The sequence below is a fragment of the Pseudomonas syringae group sp. J248-6 genome, assembly GCF_032586995.1.
GTDB classification, from domain to species: Bacteria; Pseudomonadota; Gammaproteobacteria; order Pseudomonadales; family Pseudomonadaceae; genus Aquipseudomonas; species Aquipseudomonas amygdali.
This window is the reverse complement of the sequence record NZ_JAWHOP010000027.1, coordinates 52,257-67,966: the sequence shown is the minus strand read 5'-3', so window position 1 is coordinate 67,966 and position 15,710 is coordinate 52,257. Positions and strand designations below refer to the sequence as shown.

Below are 15,710 nucleotides of genomic sequence, written 5' to 3'. Positions count from 1 at the left end.
GTTTCAAGTATGGAGGTGAAGCAGGGGTTCGAACCTGTCCGATATAGGACTAGAAAGGAAAAGGATGTCTAAATTAGTGCAATCTTGGACGTTTTAGTCGGATGCACCTGAGCGCTTTTTAAGTCGTCAACAATTTCTTGGACACATCTGGCCGACAGCTTTTGGTCGACTCTTTTGAACATGTCGTTTTTCTTCGAAATCGTCAGTAGGCTGGCCAGGAAACTTTGGCGGTGCACGTCACGTTTTCATATCACTGCTTTTCGCGCAAATACAGCGTGGAGAAACATCCTGCCGGCGAACCGATTATTGATCCGACCAGCCAGCGACCACGCACGTTCTGTCCGATCCGTTATCGGCTGCCCAAGCAGCTGCCAGCATTGATCCTTGGTCTGATTCACCGAAGTGCAAAGTGAGCCAGACCAAGGGGCTACGAAATTGGGCATACACCCTGCAAATAAACGATCCATCGGGGCCGTAGTACGTCATCTTCGAAATCCGCAAAGCGGTGCAGCCAGGACGGCAGGAACAGGATCTGACAATTAGAAAAGCTTGTGGGCGCGTGTGCTGCCTGACCTTGTGGCATGAGGCTATTAGCCCATTTGTGCTATTGATCGTATTAGGTTTCAGTACTCAAATGTGCCATAGAGAAGCGCATCTCTAAATCAAAAATCATGCAGCTGACTTAGGGTCGCTGTTTGCCTGGTCACGGTTTAGGGCCGCGGCAGTGTACCTTGAGTGCCGACAATAAAGCGCTAAAGTCGGTGGGGTATTGTGACGTTCATGCGGCCTTTACAGGCTCGCATTACCTGCTAAAACTATGGAGCATTTATGAAAGACAACATGAAGAAAGTGCGTTCGCGAAATATTGGAATCGCCTTGGCGCTCGCATTGGGCGTTGCATTCAGCGGCACTGCAAGTGCGTTTACATTTGAACACGGGTGGAGTTGCCAGAATAAATGGTATCAAATGGGACTTATTGAACTGATTTCGTGCGGCGGTGGCGGCGAAGGTTGAGTTTTTACAATACACGCGATATGCGGTAAAAATAACATGTGCTTCAAGCCTGTACATGCCTGTGAAGATGCGGTCACACGGTCGCATCTTCACGCCGCATCATCGTGTCGATGATGCTGGAAGACGGCGAGCAAATTGGACGGTTCAAGGTGCGAGGCCTGATGCGGGAACTGGAGTTGGTCAGCGAACAGCCTGAATCACACGCCTACAAACCAGCGACGGTTGAGCGGTCTTATATTCCGAACATCTTGAGTCGAGAGTTTGATGTGCCGGTGCCGAATCGGGTCTGGTGACATCACCTACATCTGGGCTCAAGGGAAGTGGCTGTCGTTGTGGATCTCTTAATATTAGAAATAATTGCCGAGTAGTCATTTTCTGGAGATATCAAGTCATAACCGATTAAAAAAACGCCCATCGAACTCTCCTTGGGAGGCTAAATGCCACCGGCTGGAGAGCCGTAGCCTACGTCCTTGGCATTGCCACCCTTAATTTCTGCTCTGTCCCAACAGATTTCCGGGGTCGTCCTTACGTAACGCTGCAAGGTGGAGTCAATCAATTCATGGAACCCCAGTTTTCATTTGAAGATGCAAAAGACCCTACTATAGCTCAGTTGCAAAAGGGTAGTCGCATTACTCTGGCCTGCACCGGCAGGGGCGACATTGCCAAGACGCCTATTTCTGAAGACTGCCAGTTCGTACGCTGAACAATCTGAATCTGAATCGGGATCGGAAGCACCGCACTATCATTAAGCTGTGCTCGACTGCCCCCCCCGTGCGCTCTGTTTAGCAGCGCTGAAGCTGACCCGACCCCAACGATATTTCCAGTCAGCACAGTCAATCGCCGTCGAATGTAGCGCGAGCATGCAGCATGGGAATTGGAAAACAGGGAAAACGACCTCCCTGTTCCGTCAGCGCGGGAATCTTAGTATCATGCTAGCCCTTGCGAAAACCTTAAAAGGAATTAAGTATGTCATTTGAAGCCTACCTACAAATCGAAGGTATTCCCGGAGAAACGCTCTCCGAAGGTTACGAAAACTGGATTGAGCTACAGGATTTCGACCTCTCGGCCAGTCAGACAGCGTCCGCTACAGCTACGTCCGCTGGCGGTGCAACTTCTGGTCGCGCTTACTTAAGTGATTTGCTTGTCCGCAAACCTGTAGATAACGCTACCCCCAAACTTCATGAGGCTTGCTGTAGTGGAAAACATTTTAAGCAGGTGTCGGTTCATATATTTAGGGCTGGCGATCCGAAAGTTAAATACCTTGAGATAGTGCTTGAGGAAGTTATAATTAGCTCTTTCGCTTTAACGGGCAATGGCGATCAGTCTAATGCGTTTCCGAGTGAGCTGATTGCGTTAAATTATGGCCGCATCAAATTAATCTACTCCAAACAAAGTCGGAAGACTGGGCAAAGCGCAGGGCAAATTGCGGGTGGCTGGGATGCCATCAGCAATAAAATTTACGCCTGATCCTGTGCGCGTTTGGAAGAGAGCAAGCCATGAACTATGAAATGCCAGAAGCGATACCTCCCGGCGTTAGTGTCGATGTGCACATGAAGCTTGCGAACGATCAGTGGAAGAAGGACCCCGCTGTCGGTGCATTCATGAGTTGGTTTTATTACAAAGTACGTAATCATGGTCCATGGGACTATAAGCAGCAGAATCATGCGTGGGAAGATTTCGGCAATTTTCACTACGGCGCCGTGGGCAGAGCTGGTCAGCTGCCTGATCAGATTCTGCTGAGGGCTGCGGGGTTTGCTCAGAAGCGTTCAGGCACACAGAGCACCAAGGTGGATTGGGGGAAGTGGTACTGGCGTGCGCCGTATGGCGATGATCCAACTGACCAATATTGGATAGAACAAGGTATTGAATATGCAAAGTCAAAAGGATACTAAGTCGCGTAATGTGTACAAGATTCTGTTCTGGTGCCTGTTAGGTCTTTTAGTTATTGATTACATTCTTGATTCGGTGGTCGGTGGCATTGCAGATGCTGATGAGCTTGTTATTAAGCAGGAGGTTAAGGGCGGGGCGTGGGTATACGTAACTCGCTACGGTGCACCTGCTACTGATTTGGATACTCTGAGATTCTATATCGACAATCAGATCCAAGGAACAGATCAGGAGATTTTAAAGCAGCTAAACAAGCAGTCTTCTTTTATGATTACGGACAGTAGTGTGCAAGATGTCGTAATTCGCGATACTCAGAATGGAGTGGGTATTGATGTAAAAGGCGCTGTTTACAATTATTACAGCAAGCAGTACACCGACGGCGAAAAGTTTAAAAGTTACCGCGTCAGCTTGAATCAGCAAGATGAGCGACGCTGAGTGCAAACCCTCTAATGCTTTTGTCTTTCTACATCTGTCTTATTGAATATCGGTCTTACTACCGGTCGAATTCCGTCTACGCCGGATAGACGATTTCCGACCATGGCGAGATCGAATTTAGGCTACGTCTCTCATCCATTCCGGCTAATCTTCGAAGTGTTCGTCGTACGCGATAACGCTGGGCGCCGGTGCCATCTGCGCCGCTTTTGGCAAGGGAGCAGGGGTGTACTCAGGCACACGTTCGCCTCTTGGGTTTGGCGTGACCGCTACAGGCTTAGGGATGGCCTCCAGCGGCGACATGGACGCCAGAATAAGGTCGCGAGTGATTGTCATCGAGTTGGAATATGCGCAGCCATGAATACGGCACTTCTCGATGGTCAGGTATCCATGCTCACGCAATTTCTTGATGAACGCCTTTGCAACAGTAAGGCTGCAAGCACACGCGCTGGCGATGTGGTTCTGATTGTCGAACCACAGCTTGCCTTCGCCGGTGAAGTAGTCGTGCCGATCTTTCATGAGCACCCACAGAATCTTGTCCTGTGCAGAAAGTGCGACGGGCTGGCGAGTAGTCAGGCTGAGAAGCTGGCGGGCTTGGAGAAGGGTGTGCGGGCGTCGAGAATGTATGTACATCCCCAGCCATCGGGGGAGGGGAAGCGCTGACCGGCGAGAACTTGCAGCACTGTGAGTAGTACAAACAAAAAACCCCGTGAACTCTAAGTAACTGAATTCACAGGGTTTTCTTAATATGGCGGTGAAGGAGGGATTCGAACCCTCGATACAATTTCTTGTATACACACTTTCCAGGCGTGCTCCTTAAGCCACTCGGACACCTCACCGTATCTCGACGACAACGTTGTGTCTGTCGAGGCGCGCTAATGTAGTCGAAACCTTTTCCTAACGCAAAACTTTTTTTCAGATTTTTCATGCGGTTAAGCAAATAAACGCTTATGCGCCACTGAAAAGCCCGAGAAGGCGGTGCGGCGCTGAGGCGCAGCGCCGCTCGTCTCGTTAAGTTCAGGCGCTGAAGCCGCCGTCGATGGTCAGGCTGGCACCGGTTATGTAGCCTGCTTCCGGGCCTGCCAGGTAGGCAACGAAGCTGGCGATTTCTTCGCTTGTGCCGTAGCGGGGCAAGGCCATCAGTGCTTTCAGGGTTTCGGCGAATTCGCCCTGTGCCGGGTTCATGTCGGTATCCACCGGGCCGGGCTGGACGTTGTTGACGGTGATGCCCTGGGGGCCGAGGTCGCGGGCCATGCCTTTGGTGAGGCCGATCAGCGCCGATTTGCTCATGGCGTAGGTTGCTCCGCCAGCAAATGGCATGCGGTCGGCGTTGGTGCTGCCAATGTTGATGATGCGACTGCCTTCTTCCATATACCGGGCGGCTTCCTGGCTGGCTATGAACACGCTACGCACGTTGATTGCCAGAGTTTTGTCGAAGTCCTGCATGCTGAATTCATTGAGCGGCGCAATGGCCAGAATGCCGGCGTTGTTGACCAGAATATCCAGCCTGCCAAGGGTCTCGGCAGTGGTCTGTACGGCCCGGCGGATGGCTTTTTCGTCGGCGCTGTCGGCGCGAATGGCCAGGGCCCGGCCGCCGTTGGCGACGATGCTGTCCTGAATCTCCAGAGCGTTGACCTCGGAGCTGACATAGGTAAACGCCACGGCGGCGCCTTCTTTGGCCAATCGCTGGACAATGGCTGCGCCGATACCACGTGAGCCGCCCTGCACGAGCGCTACTTTGCCGGCGAGTTTAAGGTGTTCGATCATGATGTTCTCCTTGGGGGCAGGTCTCGGACAGGCCTGAGCCTATCGACGATTGCGACCAGAATAGACCTTGATTGCGATAGTCTTGCTGAACCAAAAGTTCGGACTGATTCATCATGGATATTCAAGGCAACAGCGCGCTGATCCTGATCGACATGCAGCAGGGCATCAATCACCCCAAGTTGGGGCGGCGTAACAATCCGCAGGCCGAGGCGAATATAGGCGCGCTGCTGAGTGCCTGGCGACAATCCGGGCGTCCGGTGATCCACGTCCGGCATTTCTCGACGTCGCCGCAATCAGTGTTCTGGCCCGAGCAGTCGGGGGTCGAGTACCAGCCAGCGTTCTTGCCGCACGCCGATGAGCGGGAGTTGAGCAAGCAGGTGCCTGACGCGTTTTGCGGGTCGTTTCTGGAGATGTGGTTACGCTCGGACGGGATCGGGCAGGTGGTGATTGTCGACGTGATCACCAACAATTCCGTCGAGTCCACCGCGCGCAGTGGCGGCAATCTTGGCTTTGACGTGCTGGTGGCGCATGACGCCTGCTTTACCTTTGATCAAGCAGACTTCTTCGGCACGCCGCGCAGTGCCGAAGACGTGCACGCGATGTCGCTGGCCAACCTGCACGGTGAATACGCGACGGTCCTGTCCACGGCGCAGATCCTTCAGCATGTTGCTGTCGAATAGCGCCGGACGGGTTTACTTGCGGGTTTTCTTCGGGGCTGCGGGAAGCGGGGCGAACAGGGCCTGCAGGTCTTCGTCGCGCAGTTTCCAGTCGCCGGTTGTACGGCCATCAAGCACACCGGCTGCCAGCGCTGACTTTTCCCGTTGCAGGCGCTGGATTTTCTCTTCCACAGTGCCGCGCGCGATCATCTTGTAGACGAATACCGGCTTGTCCTGACCGATACGATAAGCACGGTCGGTCGCTTGGTTTTCGGCTGCCGGGTTCCACCACGGGTCATAGTGGATCACGGTATCGGCGGCAGTCAGGTTGAGGCCGGTGCCGCCGGCTTTCAGGCTGATCAGGAAGATCGGCAGCTTGCCGCTCTGGAAGTCATGAATCGGCGTGCGTCGATCGCGGGTCGATCCGGTCAGCAGCGCGTAAGCGATGCCGCGTTGCTTGAGCTCTTCTTCGATCAGGCTCAGCATCGACGTGAACTGCGAGAACAACAGAATCTTGCGGCCTTCAGCCAGCAGTTCTTCGAACATCTCCATCAGGCTGTTGAGCTTGCCTGAAGTGCCTTGTTTGCTGTTGACCGGCATGTCCTGATTGACCAGCCGCAGGTCGCAGCACACCTGACGCAGCTTGAGCAGCGCTTCAAGAATGATGATCTGGCTACGCGCCACGCCTTTGCGGGTGATTTCGTCCCTGACCTTCTTGTCCATCGCCAGGCGTACGGTTTCGTACACGTCGCGCTGGGCATCGTTAAGGTCGACCCAGTGGATGATCTCGGTCTTGGGTGGCAGCTCGGTGGCCACTTGCTCCTTGGTGCGGCGCAGCAGAAACGGCTTGATACGCGCATTGAGGTGGTGCAGGCGGTCCTGGTTGCCATGCTTTTCGATGGCGGTGCGGTAATTGCTGTTGAATTCCTTGCTGTTGCCCAGCCAGCCGGGCATCAGGAAGTGGAACAGTGACCACAGCTCGCCCAGGTGGTTTTCCAGTGGCGTACCGCTCAGGCACAGGCGCTGACGTGCGTTGAGGTTGCGTGCGGCCTGGGCGGCCTTGCTGTTGGGGTTCTTGATGTACTGCGCTTCATCGAGAATCAGCACGTGGAAGGGCTGTTTTTCGAGCAGTTCCAGGTCCCGTGGCAGCAATGCGTAAGTGGTCAGGATCAGGTCGTAATCCTGCAGGTTGCCAGCGTCCTGATGACGATTGGCGCCATACAGGGCCAGTACCTTTAGGTCCGGAGTGAAGTGCTCGGACTCGTCCAGCCAGTTGGGAATCAGGCTGGTGGGCATGACGGCCAGTGCGGGGCGGTCGAGGCGTCCGGCCTGTTTTTCCATCAACAGGTGAGCCAGGGTCTGCAGCGTTTTGCCCAGCCCCATGTCATCAGCCAGCACGCCGCCGACTTCCAGCTCGCGCAACGACTGCATCCAGCTCAGGCCTTCCAGCTGATAAGGGCGCAGTGTGGCATTAAGGCCATCGGGCAGGCTGACCGGCGCGTCCTTGATGTTGATCAGGCGTTCGGCGAAGTGGCGCAGACGGTCGCCACCCTGCCAAGTCAGCGGCAGGTCTTCAAGCTGGGTCAGGCGTGCTGCATCGGCCTTGCTCATGCGCAGCGCGTTGTTGCCCTCCTGCCGCCAGTAGAAATCGCCCAGCGTCGCCAGTACCGGCTTGAGCCTGCCGTAGGGCAGGGCGATCTGCACCGGGCTGCCGCCGCTCTGGGTGAAGTGGTTGAGCTGCACCAGCAGTTGTTCTTCGTCGCCGCGCTTGGCCACGGCCGAGGGGCTCATCAGTTCGGGATGGCTGCGGATCAGGTTGATCAGAATCGGCAACAGGCTCAGGCGCTCGCCGTTGACGATGATGCCCAGTTCCAGGTCGAACCAGTCGCGTTCGTTCTCTTCGTCGATGACGGCATACCAGTCTTCCACGGGGGTAACGTCGAAGCCGAACTCGTCCTGAATGTCGATTTCCCAGCCTTGCTCGCGCAGCCGTGGCAGGTCGTCGAGGACAAAATGCAGCCAGGCCTTGTCATTGGGCAGTTCGTACATGTCACCAGCACTGTCGGGCAGGGCCTTGCTCTGCCGGGTGGCAACCTTGAAGCCCAGATCGGCCAGTTCCTGACGCAACTGCCGCTCCCGTTCGCCCTGACGACGGATGCGCAGGGTTTCGGTGTCGGTGTGCTCGATGATGTCGCTTTTCTGATTCACCAGGTCGCTGCCCAGCGAACTGACCAGAATGCTGACGTTGGTGGTGCCGACCGCGTAATGCTTGCCGTAGGCAAAGGCCAATGCAGCACGGTGCTGAATATGCCGCTGCATGCGCCCGTTGCGTGGCTCGTAGGCGCTGAACTCGATGCTTGCCAGAATCAGTCTTGGCCGCGGTTGCAGGTTATCGATCAGGCGTTCCGGCAGCTTCGGCTTTTGCTCGACATGCTTTTCCATTTCCTGCTGGTGTGAAGCCAGCGCGGCTTGCAGCAGCGGCCGGTTCTGCGGGTCCTGGAGAAAATGCAGCGCGGCCACACAGTGCTTACAGTCGTTGCGGACCGGGCAGGTACATTTGCAGGTCAGGTAGTTCTTGTAGCGATCCGGGTCCTTGAACAGCAGGGTCTGGGTGTAGATTTCCAGACCCGAGCCGCGGCATGCGGTACGGATGATCTGCGGGCTGGAGTCTTCCAGCACGATGCGTTTTTGCCGGGCGTAGTCAAGCCCTCGCTCAAGCGTTCGATCGTTGAATAAGTCTGTCCAGGCCGAGGCCAGGACTTTTTCGAGAATGGACGACAAGTTTTAAAAGGCCCTACGCCGCAGCGATGCTCAAAAGAAAGGGGGCGCCTTGGCGTCCCTTGCGTACGTAAAGATCAAAGAGGAGAAACTTTGATCAGCAACGCGAGGTTGCCATTGTCCAGATAGGTCAGCTCACCGTTTTTTACCCTGGCGGTCTGCTTCAATCGTTCACTGCTGATGACCACGCCATGCGGGTCCAGCTGGTTGACCCAGAATTGTGCATCAATATCGGTAAAGCGTGCCATCGCCAGACTCACGGTGCCCTCGATCGGGAAGTGCCCGAGCCGCTCGTCACCACTGGTGACGGCAACCTTGCCTGGCTCGGTGCCGATGCTCTGCTGCCAGGCGCGCTGCATCAGCACCTGGTAGTTGCCGCTGCCCTGCAGTTTGCTGGCCAGATCATTGAGGGCTGGGCTTCGTTCATCGTTCGCGGCGATCTTCTGCGCGTCCTTGTCCCAGTTTTCCGGGACACGCTGACGGGTCGAGGCGGGTTCGCCGTTCTGGCGGAACAGTAAAATCTCGACCTGATACAAGCCATCGGCGAACGCGGTCGGCGCGATCAGCGTCAGCAGCAGGATCAATGAACGAAACAGACGCATGCGTGAATCCTTCAAGCAGTTTTCGGGGTCAGGCGCTCAAGCAGCGCTTCGATGGTATTGAAACGCTCTTCCGGGCGCTCCATGGGGACCAGGAATTTGAACAGCGTGGCACCTTCGAACTTGTAACGGTTGGGCTGGCTCTGGATCAGCTTGATCAGGGTCAGCGGCTCAACCGGAGTCTCGGTCGCGAATTCGATGCGGCCACCTTGCGGGCCGCCGTCGATTTTCTTGATACCCAGCTGTTCGGCGTGCAGTTTGAGCAGCGTGATGCGCACCAGGTTCTTGGTCGGCTCCGGCAACAGGCCGAAGCGGTCGATCATTTCTACCTGCAAGTCTTTCAACGCCTCTTCGTCTGCTGCGTTGGCGATGCGCTTGTAGAGAATCAGGCGGGTGTGCACATCCGGCAGGTAGGCTTCCGGAATGAGTGCCGGTACGCGCAGGTTGATTTCCGGTCCGCCGCCCAACGGTTGATCGAGATTGGGCTGTTCGCCCTTGCGAATCGACTTGACCGCGCGCTCGAGCATTTCCATGTACAGGGTAAAACCCACGGCCTGGATCTGACCGCTCTGGCCGTCCCCGAGCAGTTCGCCTGCGCCTCGGATCTCCAGGTCATTGGTGGCGAGCACAAAGCCCGCGCCCAGGTCCTGGGTGTTGGCAATCGCTTCCAGACGCTTTTCGGCGTCGGGGGTGATTTGCTTGCGCGGCGGGGTCAGCAGGTAGGCATAGGCCTGGTGGTGACTGCGTCCGACGCGGCCGCGCAACTGGTGCAGCTGGGCCAGGCCGAACTTGTCGGCACGCTCGATGATGATGGTGTTGGCGCTCGGCACGTCGATGCCGGTCTCGATGATGGTCGAGGCGATCAGCACATTGAAGCGCTTGTGGTAGAAATCGCTCATCACCTGTTCGAGTTCGCGCTCGCGCATCTGGCCGTGGCCGATGCCGATACGGGCTTCCGGCACCAGTTCGGCCAGATCCGCCGCGCATTTCTCGATGGTTTTGACGTCGTTGTGCAGGTAGTAGACCTGGCCGCCGCGCAGCAACTCGCGCAGCAGGGCTTCCTTGATGGTCGGCTTGTTCTGCTCCATGACGAAGGTGCGTACCGACAGCCTGCGCGCCGGTGGCGTGGCGATGATCGACAGATCACGCATGCCCGACACGGCCATGTTCAGGGTTCGCGGAATCGGCGTTGCGGTGAGGGTCAGAATGTCGACCTCGCTGCGCAGTGCCTTGAGCTGTTCTTTCTGGCGGACACCGAAGCGGTGTTCTTCGTCGATGATCACCAGACCGAGATTCTTGATCTTGACGTCATCCTGCAACAGCTTGTGCGTACCGATGACGATGTCGATCTTGCCCTCGGCCAGATCGGCAACGGCGGCGCTGACTTCCTTGGCCGACTTGAAGCGGCTCATCACTTCGACCGTCACCGGCCAGTCTGCGAAACGGTCGCGAAAGCTGTTGTAGTGCTGCTGGGCGAGCAGGGTGGTCGGCACCAGAATGGCCACCTGACGCCCGCCGTGCACGGCAATGAAGGCGGCGCGCATGGCCACTTCGGTCTTGCCGAAGCCCACGTCGCCACACACCAGGCGATCCATCGGTTTGGGCGCCAGCATGTCGGCGCGCACGGCCTCGATAGTGGTCTGCTGATCCGGCGTTTCTTCGAACGGGAAGCCCGCGCTGAAGGTGGCGTAGTCGGCTTTCGGGTCGGCGAAGGCATAACCCTCGCGAGCAGCCCGGCGTGCGTAGATATCCAGCAGCTCGGCAGCCACGTCGCGAACCTGCTCGGCCGCCTTGCGCTTGGCTTTCTGCCAGGTTTCCGAGCCCAGGCGGTGCAGCGGCGCGCTTTCGTCGTCGCTGCCGGTGTAGCGGGCAATCAGGTGCAGGTTGGCGACCGGGACGTACAGCTTGGCGTCCTCGGCGTAGGCCAGCATCAGGAATTCGGCGACCTGGTTTTCGACTTCCAGCGTCGCCAGCCCCAGATAGCGGCCAACGCCATGGTCGATGTGCACCACCGGCGCGCCTTCGCGCAGTTCGGTCAGGTTCTTGATGACGGCGTCGTTATTGCCGCCATCGGCGCGCTTTTCGCGGCGGCGGCGCTGCATGACCCGTTGGCCGAACAGCGGGCTTTCAGCGACCAGCGCCAGTGCCGGTTGCTCCAGCAGCAGGCCGTCGTCCAGCGGGGCGATGGTGATTGCCAGCCTGTCCTTGCCATCGACGAAGTCCTGCCAGCTGTCGACCGTTTTCGGCCGCAGCTTCAGGCGTTCAAGCAGTTCCAGCAGTACTTCACGGCGACCGGCGGACTCGGCGGTAAACAGCACGCGACCGGGGAAGTCATCAAGAAATGTCGACAATGCCGCCAATGGCTGGCTGGCCTTGGCTTCAATGGACAGGTCCGGCAGGGTCTGGGCCGGGAAGCGTTCGCGCCCGGCTCCGGCATCGACATCCTGCTGGCTGGCCACCACGCGCGGCCAGTTTTTCAAGCGTGCAAAGCAATCTTCCACCGGCAGGAACAGCTCGGCCGGTGGCAGCAGTGGTCGTGCAGGGTCGACGCGACGTTCTTCATAGCGGTTGCGCACGTCGTTCCAGAAATTCTCTGCGGCCTGCTCGATACCCGGCAGGGAAAACACCTGAGTGTCCTGCGGCAGATAATCGAACAGCGTCGAGGTTTCCTCGAAGAACAATGGAATGTAGTACTCGATACCGGCGGGCGTGATGCCGCTGCTCAAGTCCTGGAAAATCGGGCTGCGCCGGAAGTCCACGTCGAAGCGCTCGCGAAAACGCGCCTTGAAGCGCGTGACTTCTTCTTTCTGTAGCGGGAATTCGCGGGCAGGCAACAAGCGCACCGACTCGACCTTGTCGATGGAGCGTTGCGTGTCCGGATCGAAGGTGCGCAGGGTTTCGATTTCATCGTCGAACAGGTCGATACGGAACGGCAGCTTGCTGCCCATCGGGAACAGGTCGATCAGTGCGCCGCGCACGGTGAACTCGCCGTGCTCGTAAACCGTGTCCACGTAGCGATAGCCGCTGGCTTCCAGGCGCGTGCGCATGGCTTCCACATCAAGCTTCTGGCCGACATCCAGCACCAGGCTGCTGCCGAGCAGGAATTTGGTCGGCGCGAGTCTGTGTAGGGCGGTCGTGATCGGTACTACCAAAACGCCATGCTCCAGCTCCGGCAGGCGATAAAGGCTGGCGATGCGCTGGGAAATGATGTCCTGGTGCGGCGAAAACAGGTCGTAGGGCAGGGTTTCCCAGTCCGGGAAGTGCAGAACCGGCAGCGTGGGCGCGAAAAACTTCAGCTCTTGCTCCAGCCGCTCGGCGCTCTGGCTGTCGGCGGTCAGTAGCAGGGTAAAGCGCTTGGCTGCGCTGGCGGCCTCGGCAATGGCCAGGCTCAGTGCGGCACCGGGAAGATTGCCCCAGTGTTGTTTGCCTGCAGCGGCAGAAAGATGCGGTAGACGCAGAACTGGCACGGGAAGGTCGGGCTCCAGGCGTTGCAACAGGGGCGGCGATTGTAACGGGGGAAGGTGGTGGCTGTCAGTTTTCCGGAGTGTTACCGCGTATTTACGGGCAAAAATTATGTAGTGCCCACTGATATGACAGTCGCGCATTGCTCATAAACAAAGGCGCGGTCATAATGTAGCCCCTTTTTTCAGCCCCTACATGTGGAAGGTTCCCGTGACTCAGAAGCCCGACCAGTGTCTTGGTGAATGGATCGATCGTGAAGCTCTCGCCGAAGCGATGATCCCGCTCATCGGTCAGCTCTACCGCAATAATAATGTGGTGAGTTCGATCTATGGCCGCAGCCTGATCAACCGTTCAGTCATCGCGATTCTCAAAGCTCACCGCTTTGCGCGTCATCGTCAGTCCGATGCGGTTGAGTTGTCCGTACACGAGACGTTCCCGCTTGTAAAAGCGATGAGCGAGCTCAAACTGGGTGCCGCTTCGGTGGACCTGGGCAAGCTGGCCGTGAAGTTCAAGACTGAAGGCAACGGCCGCACGCCCGAGCAGTTCGTACGTGAAGAACTGGCCGGTGTAGTGGGTCAGCAGGGCACCAGCCCGCGCAAGGGCACTGATGTCGTGCTTTACGGTTTCGGTCGTATCGGTCGTCTGCTGGCGCGGATCCTGATCGAGAAGACCGGTGGTGGCGACGGTCTGCGTCTGCGTGCCATCGTGGTCCGCAAAGGCGCGGAAAACGATCTGGTCAAGCGTGCCAGCCTGCTGCGTCGTGACTCGGTACATGGTCCGTTCGATGGCACCATCACCATTGATGAAGCCAACAGCACCATCACCGCCAACGGCAACCTGATTCAGGTGATCTACGCCAAGAACCCGTCCGAGGTGGATTACACCCAATACGGTATCAAGGACGCTCTGCTGGTGGACAACACCGGTGTATGGCGTGATGCCGACGGTCTGGGTCAGCACCTGGCCTGCCCTGGCATCGACCGCGTGGTATTGACCGCGCCGGGCAAAGGCAAGCTGAAGAACATCGTGCACGGTATCAACCACGGTGAAATCACCGCGGATGACAAAATCGTCTCGGCGGCATCCTGCACCACCAACGCCATCGTGCCGGTGCTCAAGGCTGTCAACGACAAGTTCGGCATCACCAATGGTCACGTTGAAACCGTTCACTCGTACACCAACGACCAGAACCTGATCGACAACTTCCACAAGGGCGATCGCCGTGGCCGCAGCGCCGCGTTGAACATGGTCATCACCGAAACCGGAGCAGCCACCGCTGCGGCGAAGGCGCTGCCTGAGCTGGCCGGAAAACTGACCGGTAACGCGATCCGCGTTCCAACGCCGAACGTGTCCATGGCCATTCTCAACCTCAACCTCGAGAAGCCGACCACCCGCGAAGAAATGAACGAGTACCTGCGCTACATGGCGCTGCACTCGGACCTGCACAAGCAGATCGACTTTGTGAACTCGCAGGAAGTGGTGTCCACCGACTTCGTCGGCTCGCGTCACGCTGGTGTCGTGGATGCCGAAGCCACCATCGTCAACGATAACCGCGTTGTGCTGTACGTCTGGTACGACAACGAATTCGGCTACAGCCATCAGGTTGTTCGCGTGATGGAAGACATGGCAGACGTCAATCCGCCAGCTTTCCCGCAGTAAATGTTGAACGCTTGAACTGCCCGGTCTGACCGGGCAGCAAATAAACGGGCCGAACCCTGCGCATGCAGGCTTCGGCCCGTTTTGTTTTGTTGCGTGTCATGAGAACCTGTCAGGCACAGCCTTACTGGATGACGGAGTAGTCAAGGATGGGCAGTTCGGCCATGGACGGATCGCAGCAACACCTCAAAAGCAGCTTCTTTTTTCTGTTTCTGACGATTTTCGTCCCCTTTGGTCTTGGGCATTTCGTTTCCTACCTGTTTCGTACCGTCAATGCGGTGATCTATGTCGATCTGCAGGCCGACCTGAGTTTGCCCGCGAGCAGCCTGGGGTTGTTGACCGGAGTGTATTTTCTGACCTTCGCTGCCGCGCAGATTCCCCTCGGCGTCATGCTAGATCGTTACGGCCCGCGCAGCGTGCAGGCGCCGATGCTGTTGTTTGCGGTCGCCGGTTCGGTCATCTTCAGTATTTCCAGCAGCGAAACAGGGTTGTTGATCGGGCGAGGTCTGATTGGCCTGGGGGTAGCGGGTTCGCTGATGAGTGCCATCAAGGCGTGTGCCATCTGGTTGCCAATCGAGCGTTTGCCGCTGAGTACCGCCTGCCTGCTGTCAATTGGCGGGCTGGGCGCGATGGCGTCGACCACGCCTTTGCATGCGTTGCTGAGCTGGCTGACCTGGCGAGAAGCGTTTCTGGCGCTGGCGCTGCTGACCTTTTGTGTGGCCGTGGTCATACACCTCAGCGTTCCCAAAGCCTACGAGAGCAAAAATACTCGCTACGCCGATATGTTCGCTGCGGTCGGCAAGCTGTACTCGTCGTGGACGTTCTGGCGTCTGGCGTTGTACTCGGTGTTCGCGCACGCCATCTATATGTCGGTACTGTCGCTATGGATGGGGCCGTGGTTGCGTGACATGGCCGGGCTGAGCGATTCAGGCATGGCCAATGTACTGTTGTTCGGCGCAATCGCGATGGTGGCAGGGTCCCTGACGTTCGGCGCGATCACCGATTATCTACGCAGGTTCGGCGTACAGCCGATCATGGTCTGTGGCGCTGGCATGGTGATCTTCATCGGCTTCCAGATGCTGATGGCCAGTGGTCTACCGGTGTCACCTTATATTGTTGCGATGGGCTTCAGCTTCTTCGGCACGTCGACCACCATGAATTACGCCATTGTGGCGCAATCGGTTGCACCGGAGCTGGCGGGCAGGGTCAGCTCTTCCTTCAATCTGGTGGTGTTTGTGCTCGCGTTTTTCCTCCAGTGGCTGATGGGTGTGGTGCTCAACTTTTGGCCGGTTGTGCAGGGTGCCGGTCATCCGCTTGAGGCCTATCAGTGGTCGCTGGGTTTAATGATTGCGTTGCAATTGCCTGGGGTGCTGCTCTGGCTCGGCTTTCGGCCCTGGAGGCGCGCTGTCTGAAAAAGCAAAACCCCGGCCGAGATCAACTCGTACCGGGGTTTTGCTTT

The 15,710-nt window shown here is 57.3% G+C and carries 12 protein-coding genes, 1 tRNA gene and 1 pseudogene; 8 read left to right on the top strand and 6 right to left on the bottom strand.

Going from position 1 to position 15,710, the window contains the following annotated elements; genetic code table 11:
• Positions 1 to 828: 828 nt before the first annotated feature.
• The 5 genes and pseudogenes from RYC17_RS24050 (at position 829) to RYC17_RS24030 (ending at position 3,336) form a co-directional block, all read left to right on the top strand.
• Positions 829 to 1,014, top strand: coding sequence for a hypothetical protein (locus RYC17_RS24050; RefSeq protein ID WP_004664555.1), 186 nt, complete (start codon positions 829 to 831; stop codon positions 1,012 to 1,014).
• A gap of 101 nt (positions 1,015 to 1,115) precedes the next feature.
• Positions 1,116 to 1,338: pseudogene (locus tag RYC17_RS24045) on the top strand (IS3 family transposase); the annotation flags it as partial.
• A gap of 642 nt (positions 1,339 to 1,980) precedes the next feature.
• Positions 1,981 to 2,481, top strand: coding sequence for an Hcp family type VI secretion system effector (locus RYC17_RS24040; RefSeq protein WP_057401578.1), 501 nt, complete (start codon positions 1,981 to 1,983; stop codon positions 2,479 to 2,481).
• Between the two features lie 29 nt (positions 2,482 to 2,510).
• Positions 2,511 to 2,906, top strand: coding sequence for a polymorphic toxin type 44 domain-containing protein (locus RYC17_RS24035; RefSeq protein ID WP_004659794.1), 396 nt, complete (start codon positions 2,511 to 2,513; stop codon positions 2,904 to 2,906).
• Complete coding sequence (locus tag RYC17_RS24030; protein WP_004667489.1) at positions 2,884 to 3,336, top strand: hypothetical protein; 453 nt, start codon at positions 2,884 to 2,886, stop codon at positions 3,334 to 3,336. Before RYC17_RS24035 ends, RYC17_RS24030 begins: the two co-directional genes overlap by 23 nt.
• A gap of 144 nt (positions 3,337 to 3,480) precedes the next feature.
• On the opposite strand, the gene RYC17_RS24025 is transcribed toward RYC17_RS24030, so the two are convergent.
• The 3 genes from RYC17_RS24025 to RYC17_RS24015 form a co-directional block, all read right to left on the bottom strand.
• Complete coding sequence (locus RYC17_RS24025) at positions 3,481 to 3,966, bottom strand: helix-turn-helix domain-containing protein (RefSeq protein ID WP_233424608.1); 486 nt, start codon at positions 3,964 to 3,966, stop codon at positions 3,481 to 3,483.
• A gap of 116 nt (positions 3,967 to 4,082) precedes the next feature.
• Positions 4,083 to 4,172 (bottom strand) — tRNA-Ser (locus RYC17_RS24020).
• Positions 4,173 to 4,350: 178 nt separating this feature from the next.
• The gene (locus RYC17_RS24015) at positions 4,351 to 5,100 is read right to left on the bottom strand and encodes a 3-oxoacyl-ACP reductase family protein (RefSeq protein WP_058402024.1); all 750 of its coding nucleotides are present in this window, start codon (positions 5,098 to 5,100) and stop codon (positions 4,351 to 4,353) included.
• Between the two features lie 113 nt (positions 5,101 to 5,213).
• Between RYC17_RS24015 and RYC17_RS24010 the strand changes: the two genes are divergently transcribed.
• The gene (locus tag RYC17_RS24010) at positions 5,214 to 5,780 is read left to right on the top strand and encodes a cysteine hydrolase family protein (protein WP_316904595.1); all 567 of its coding nucleotides are present in this window, start codon (positions 5,214 to 5,216) and stop codon (positions 5,778 to 5,780) included.
• 12 nt (positions 5,781 to 5,792) lie between these two features.
• On the opposite strand, the gene RYC17_RS24005 is transcribed toward RYC17_RS24010, so the two are convergent.
• The 3 genes from RYC17_RS24005 to mfd all read right to left on the bottom strand — a co-directional run bounded on the left by RYC17_RS24005 (position 5,793) and on the right by mfd (position 12,600).
• On the bottom strand, positions 5,793 to 8,537 hold the full coding sequence (locus RYC17_RS24005; protein WP_057401581.1) for a DEAD/DEAH box helicase: 2,745 nt from the start codon (positions 8,535 to 8,537) through the stop codon (positions 5,793 to 5,795).
• Positions 8,538 to 8,611: 74 nt separating this feature from the next.
• Complete coding sequence (locus RYC17_RS24000) at positions 8,612 to 9,136, bottom strand: CsiV family protein (protein ID WP_058402026.1); 525 nt, start codon at positions 9,134 to 9,136, stop codon at positions 8,612 to 8,614.
• A gap of 11 nt (positions 9,137 to 9,147) precedes the next feature.
• A complete protein-coding gene (gene mfd / locus RYC17_RS23995) occupies positions 9,148 to 12,600 on the bottom strand; it encodes a transcription-repair coupling factor (RefSeq protein ID WP_058409718.1) in 3,453 nt (1,150 codons plus the stop codon).
• A 190-nt stretch (positions 12,601 to 12,790) separates the two neighbouring features.
• Between mfd and RYC17_RS23990 the strand changes: the two genes are divergently transcribed.
• On the top strand, positions 12,791 to 14,254 hold the full coding sequence (locus tag RYC17_RS23990) for a glyceraldehyde-3-phosphate dehydrogenase (RefSeq protein ID WP_219171208.1): 1,464 nt from the start codon (positions 12,791 to 12,793) through the stop codon (positions 14,252 to 14,254).
• Positions 14,255 to 14,400: 146 nt separating this feature from the next.
• The gene (locus RYC17_RS23985) at positions 14,401 to 15,663 is read left to right on the top strand and encodes an MFS transporter (protein WP_316904594.1); all 1,263 of its coding nucleotides are present in this window, start codon (positions 14,401 to 14,403) and stop codon (positions 15,661 to 15,663) included.
• The last annotated feature ends 47 nt before the right edge of the window (positions 15,664 to 15,710 follow it).

What these genes read in the sequence shown, in the direction of transcription:
- RYC17_RS23985 (WP_316904594.1), top strand. Translation starts at nt 14,401, where the DNA reads ATGGGCAGTTCGGCCATGGACGGATCGCAGCAACACCTCAAAAGCAGC.
- RYC17_RS24030 (WP_004667489.1), top strand. Translation starts at nt 2,884, where the DNA reads ATGCAAAGTCAAAAGGATACTAAGTCGCGTAATGTGTACAAGATTCTG.
- RYC17_RS23990 (WP_219171208.1), top strand. Translation starts at nt 12,791, where the DNA reads ATGTGGAAGGTTCCCGTGACTCAGAAGCCCGACCAGTGTCTTGGTGAA.
- RYC17_RS24025 (WP_233424608.1), bottom strand. Translation starts at nt 3,966, where the DNA reads ATGTACATACATTCTCGACGCCCGCACACCCTTCTCCAAGCCCGCCAG.
- RYC17_RS24000 (WP_058402026.1), bottom strand. Translation starts at nt 9,136, where the DNA reads ATGCGTCTGTTTCGTTCATTGATCCTGCTGCTGACGCTGATCGCGCCG.
- RYC17_RS24035 (WP_004659794.1), top strand. Translation starts at nt 2,511, where the DNA reads ATGAACTATGAAATGCCAGAAGCGATACCTCCCGGCGTTAGTGTCGAT.
- RYC17_RS24050 (WP_004664555.1), top strand. Translation starts at nt 829, where the DNA reads ATGAAAGACAACATGAAGAAAGTGCGTTCGCGAAATATTGGAATCGCC.
- RYC17_RS24015 (WP_058402024.1), bottom strand. Translation starts at nt 5,100, where the DNA reads ATGATCGAACACCTTAAACTCGCCGGCAAAGTAGCGCTCGTGCAGGGC.
- RYC17_RS24040 (WP_057401578.1), top strand. Translation starts at nt 1,981, where the DNA reads ATGTCATTTGAAGCCTACCTACAAATCGAAGGTATTCCCGGAGAAACG.
- RYC17_RS24010 (WP_316904595.1), top strand. Translation starts at nt 5,214, where the DNA reads ATGGATATTCAAGGCAACAGCGCGCTGATCCTGATCGACATGCAGCAG.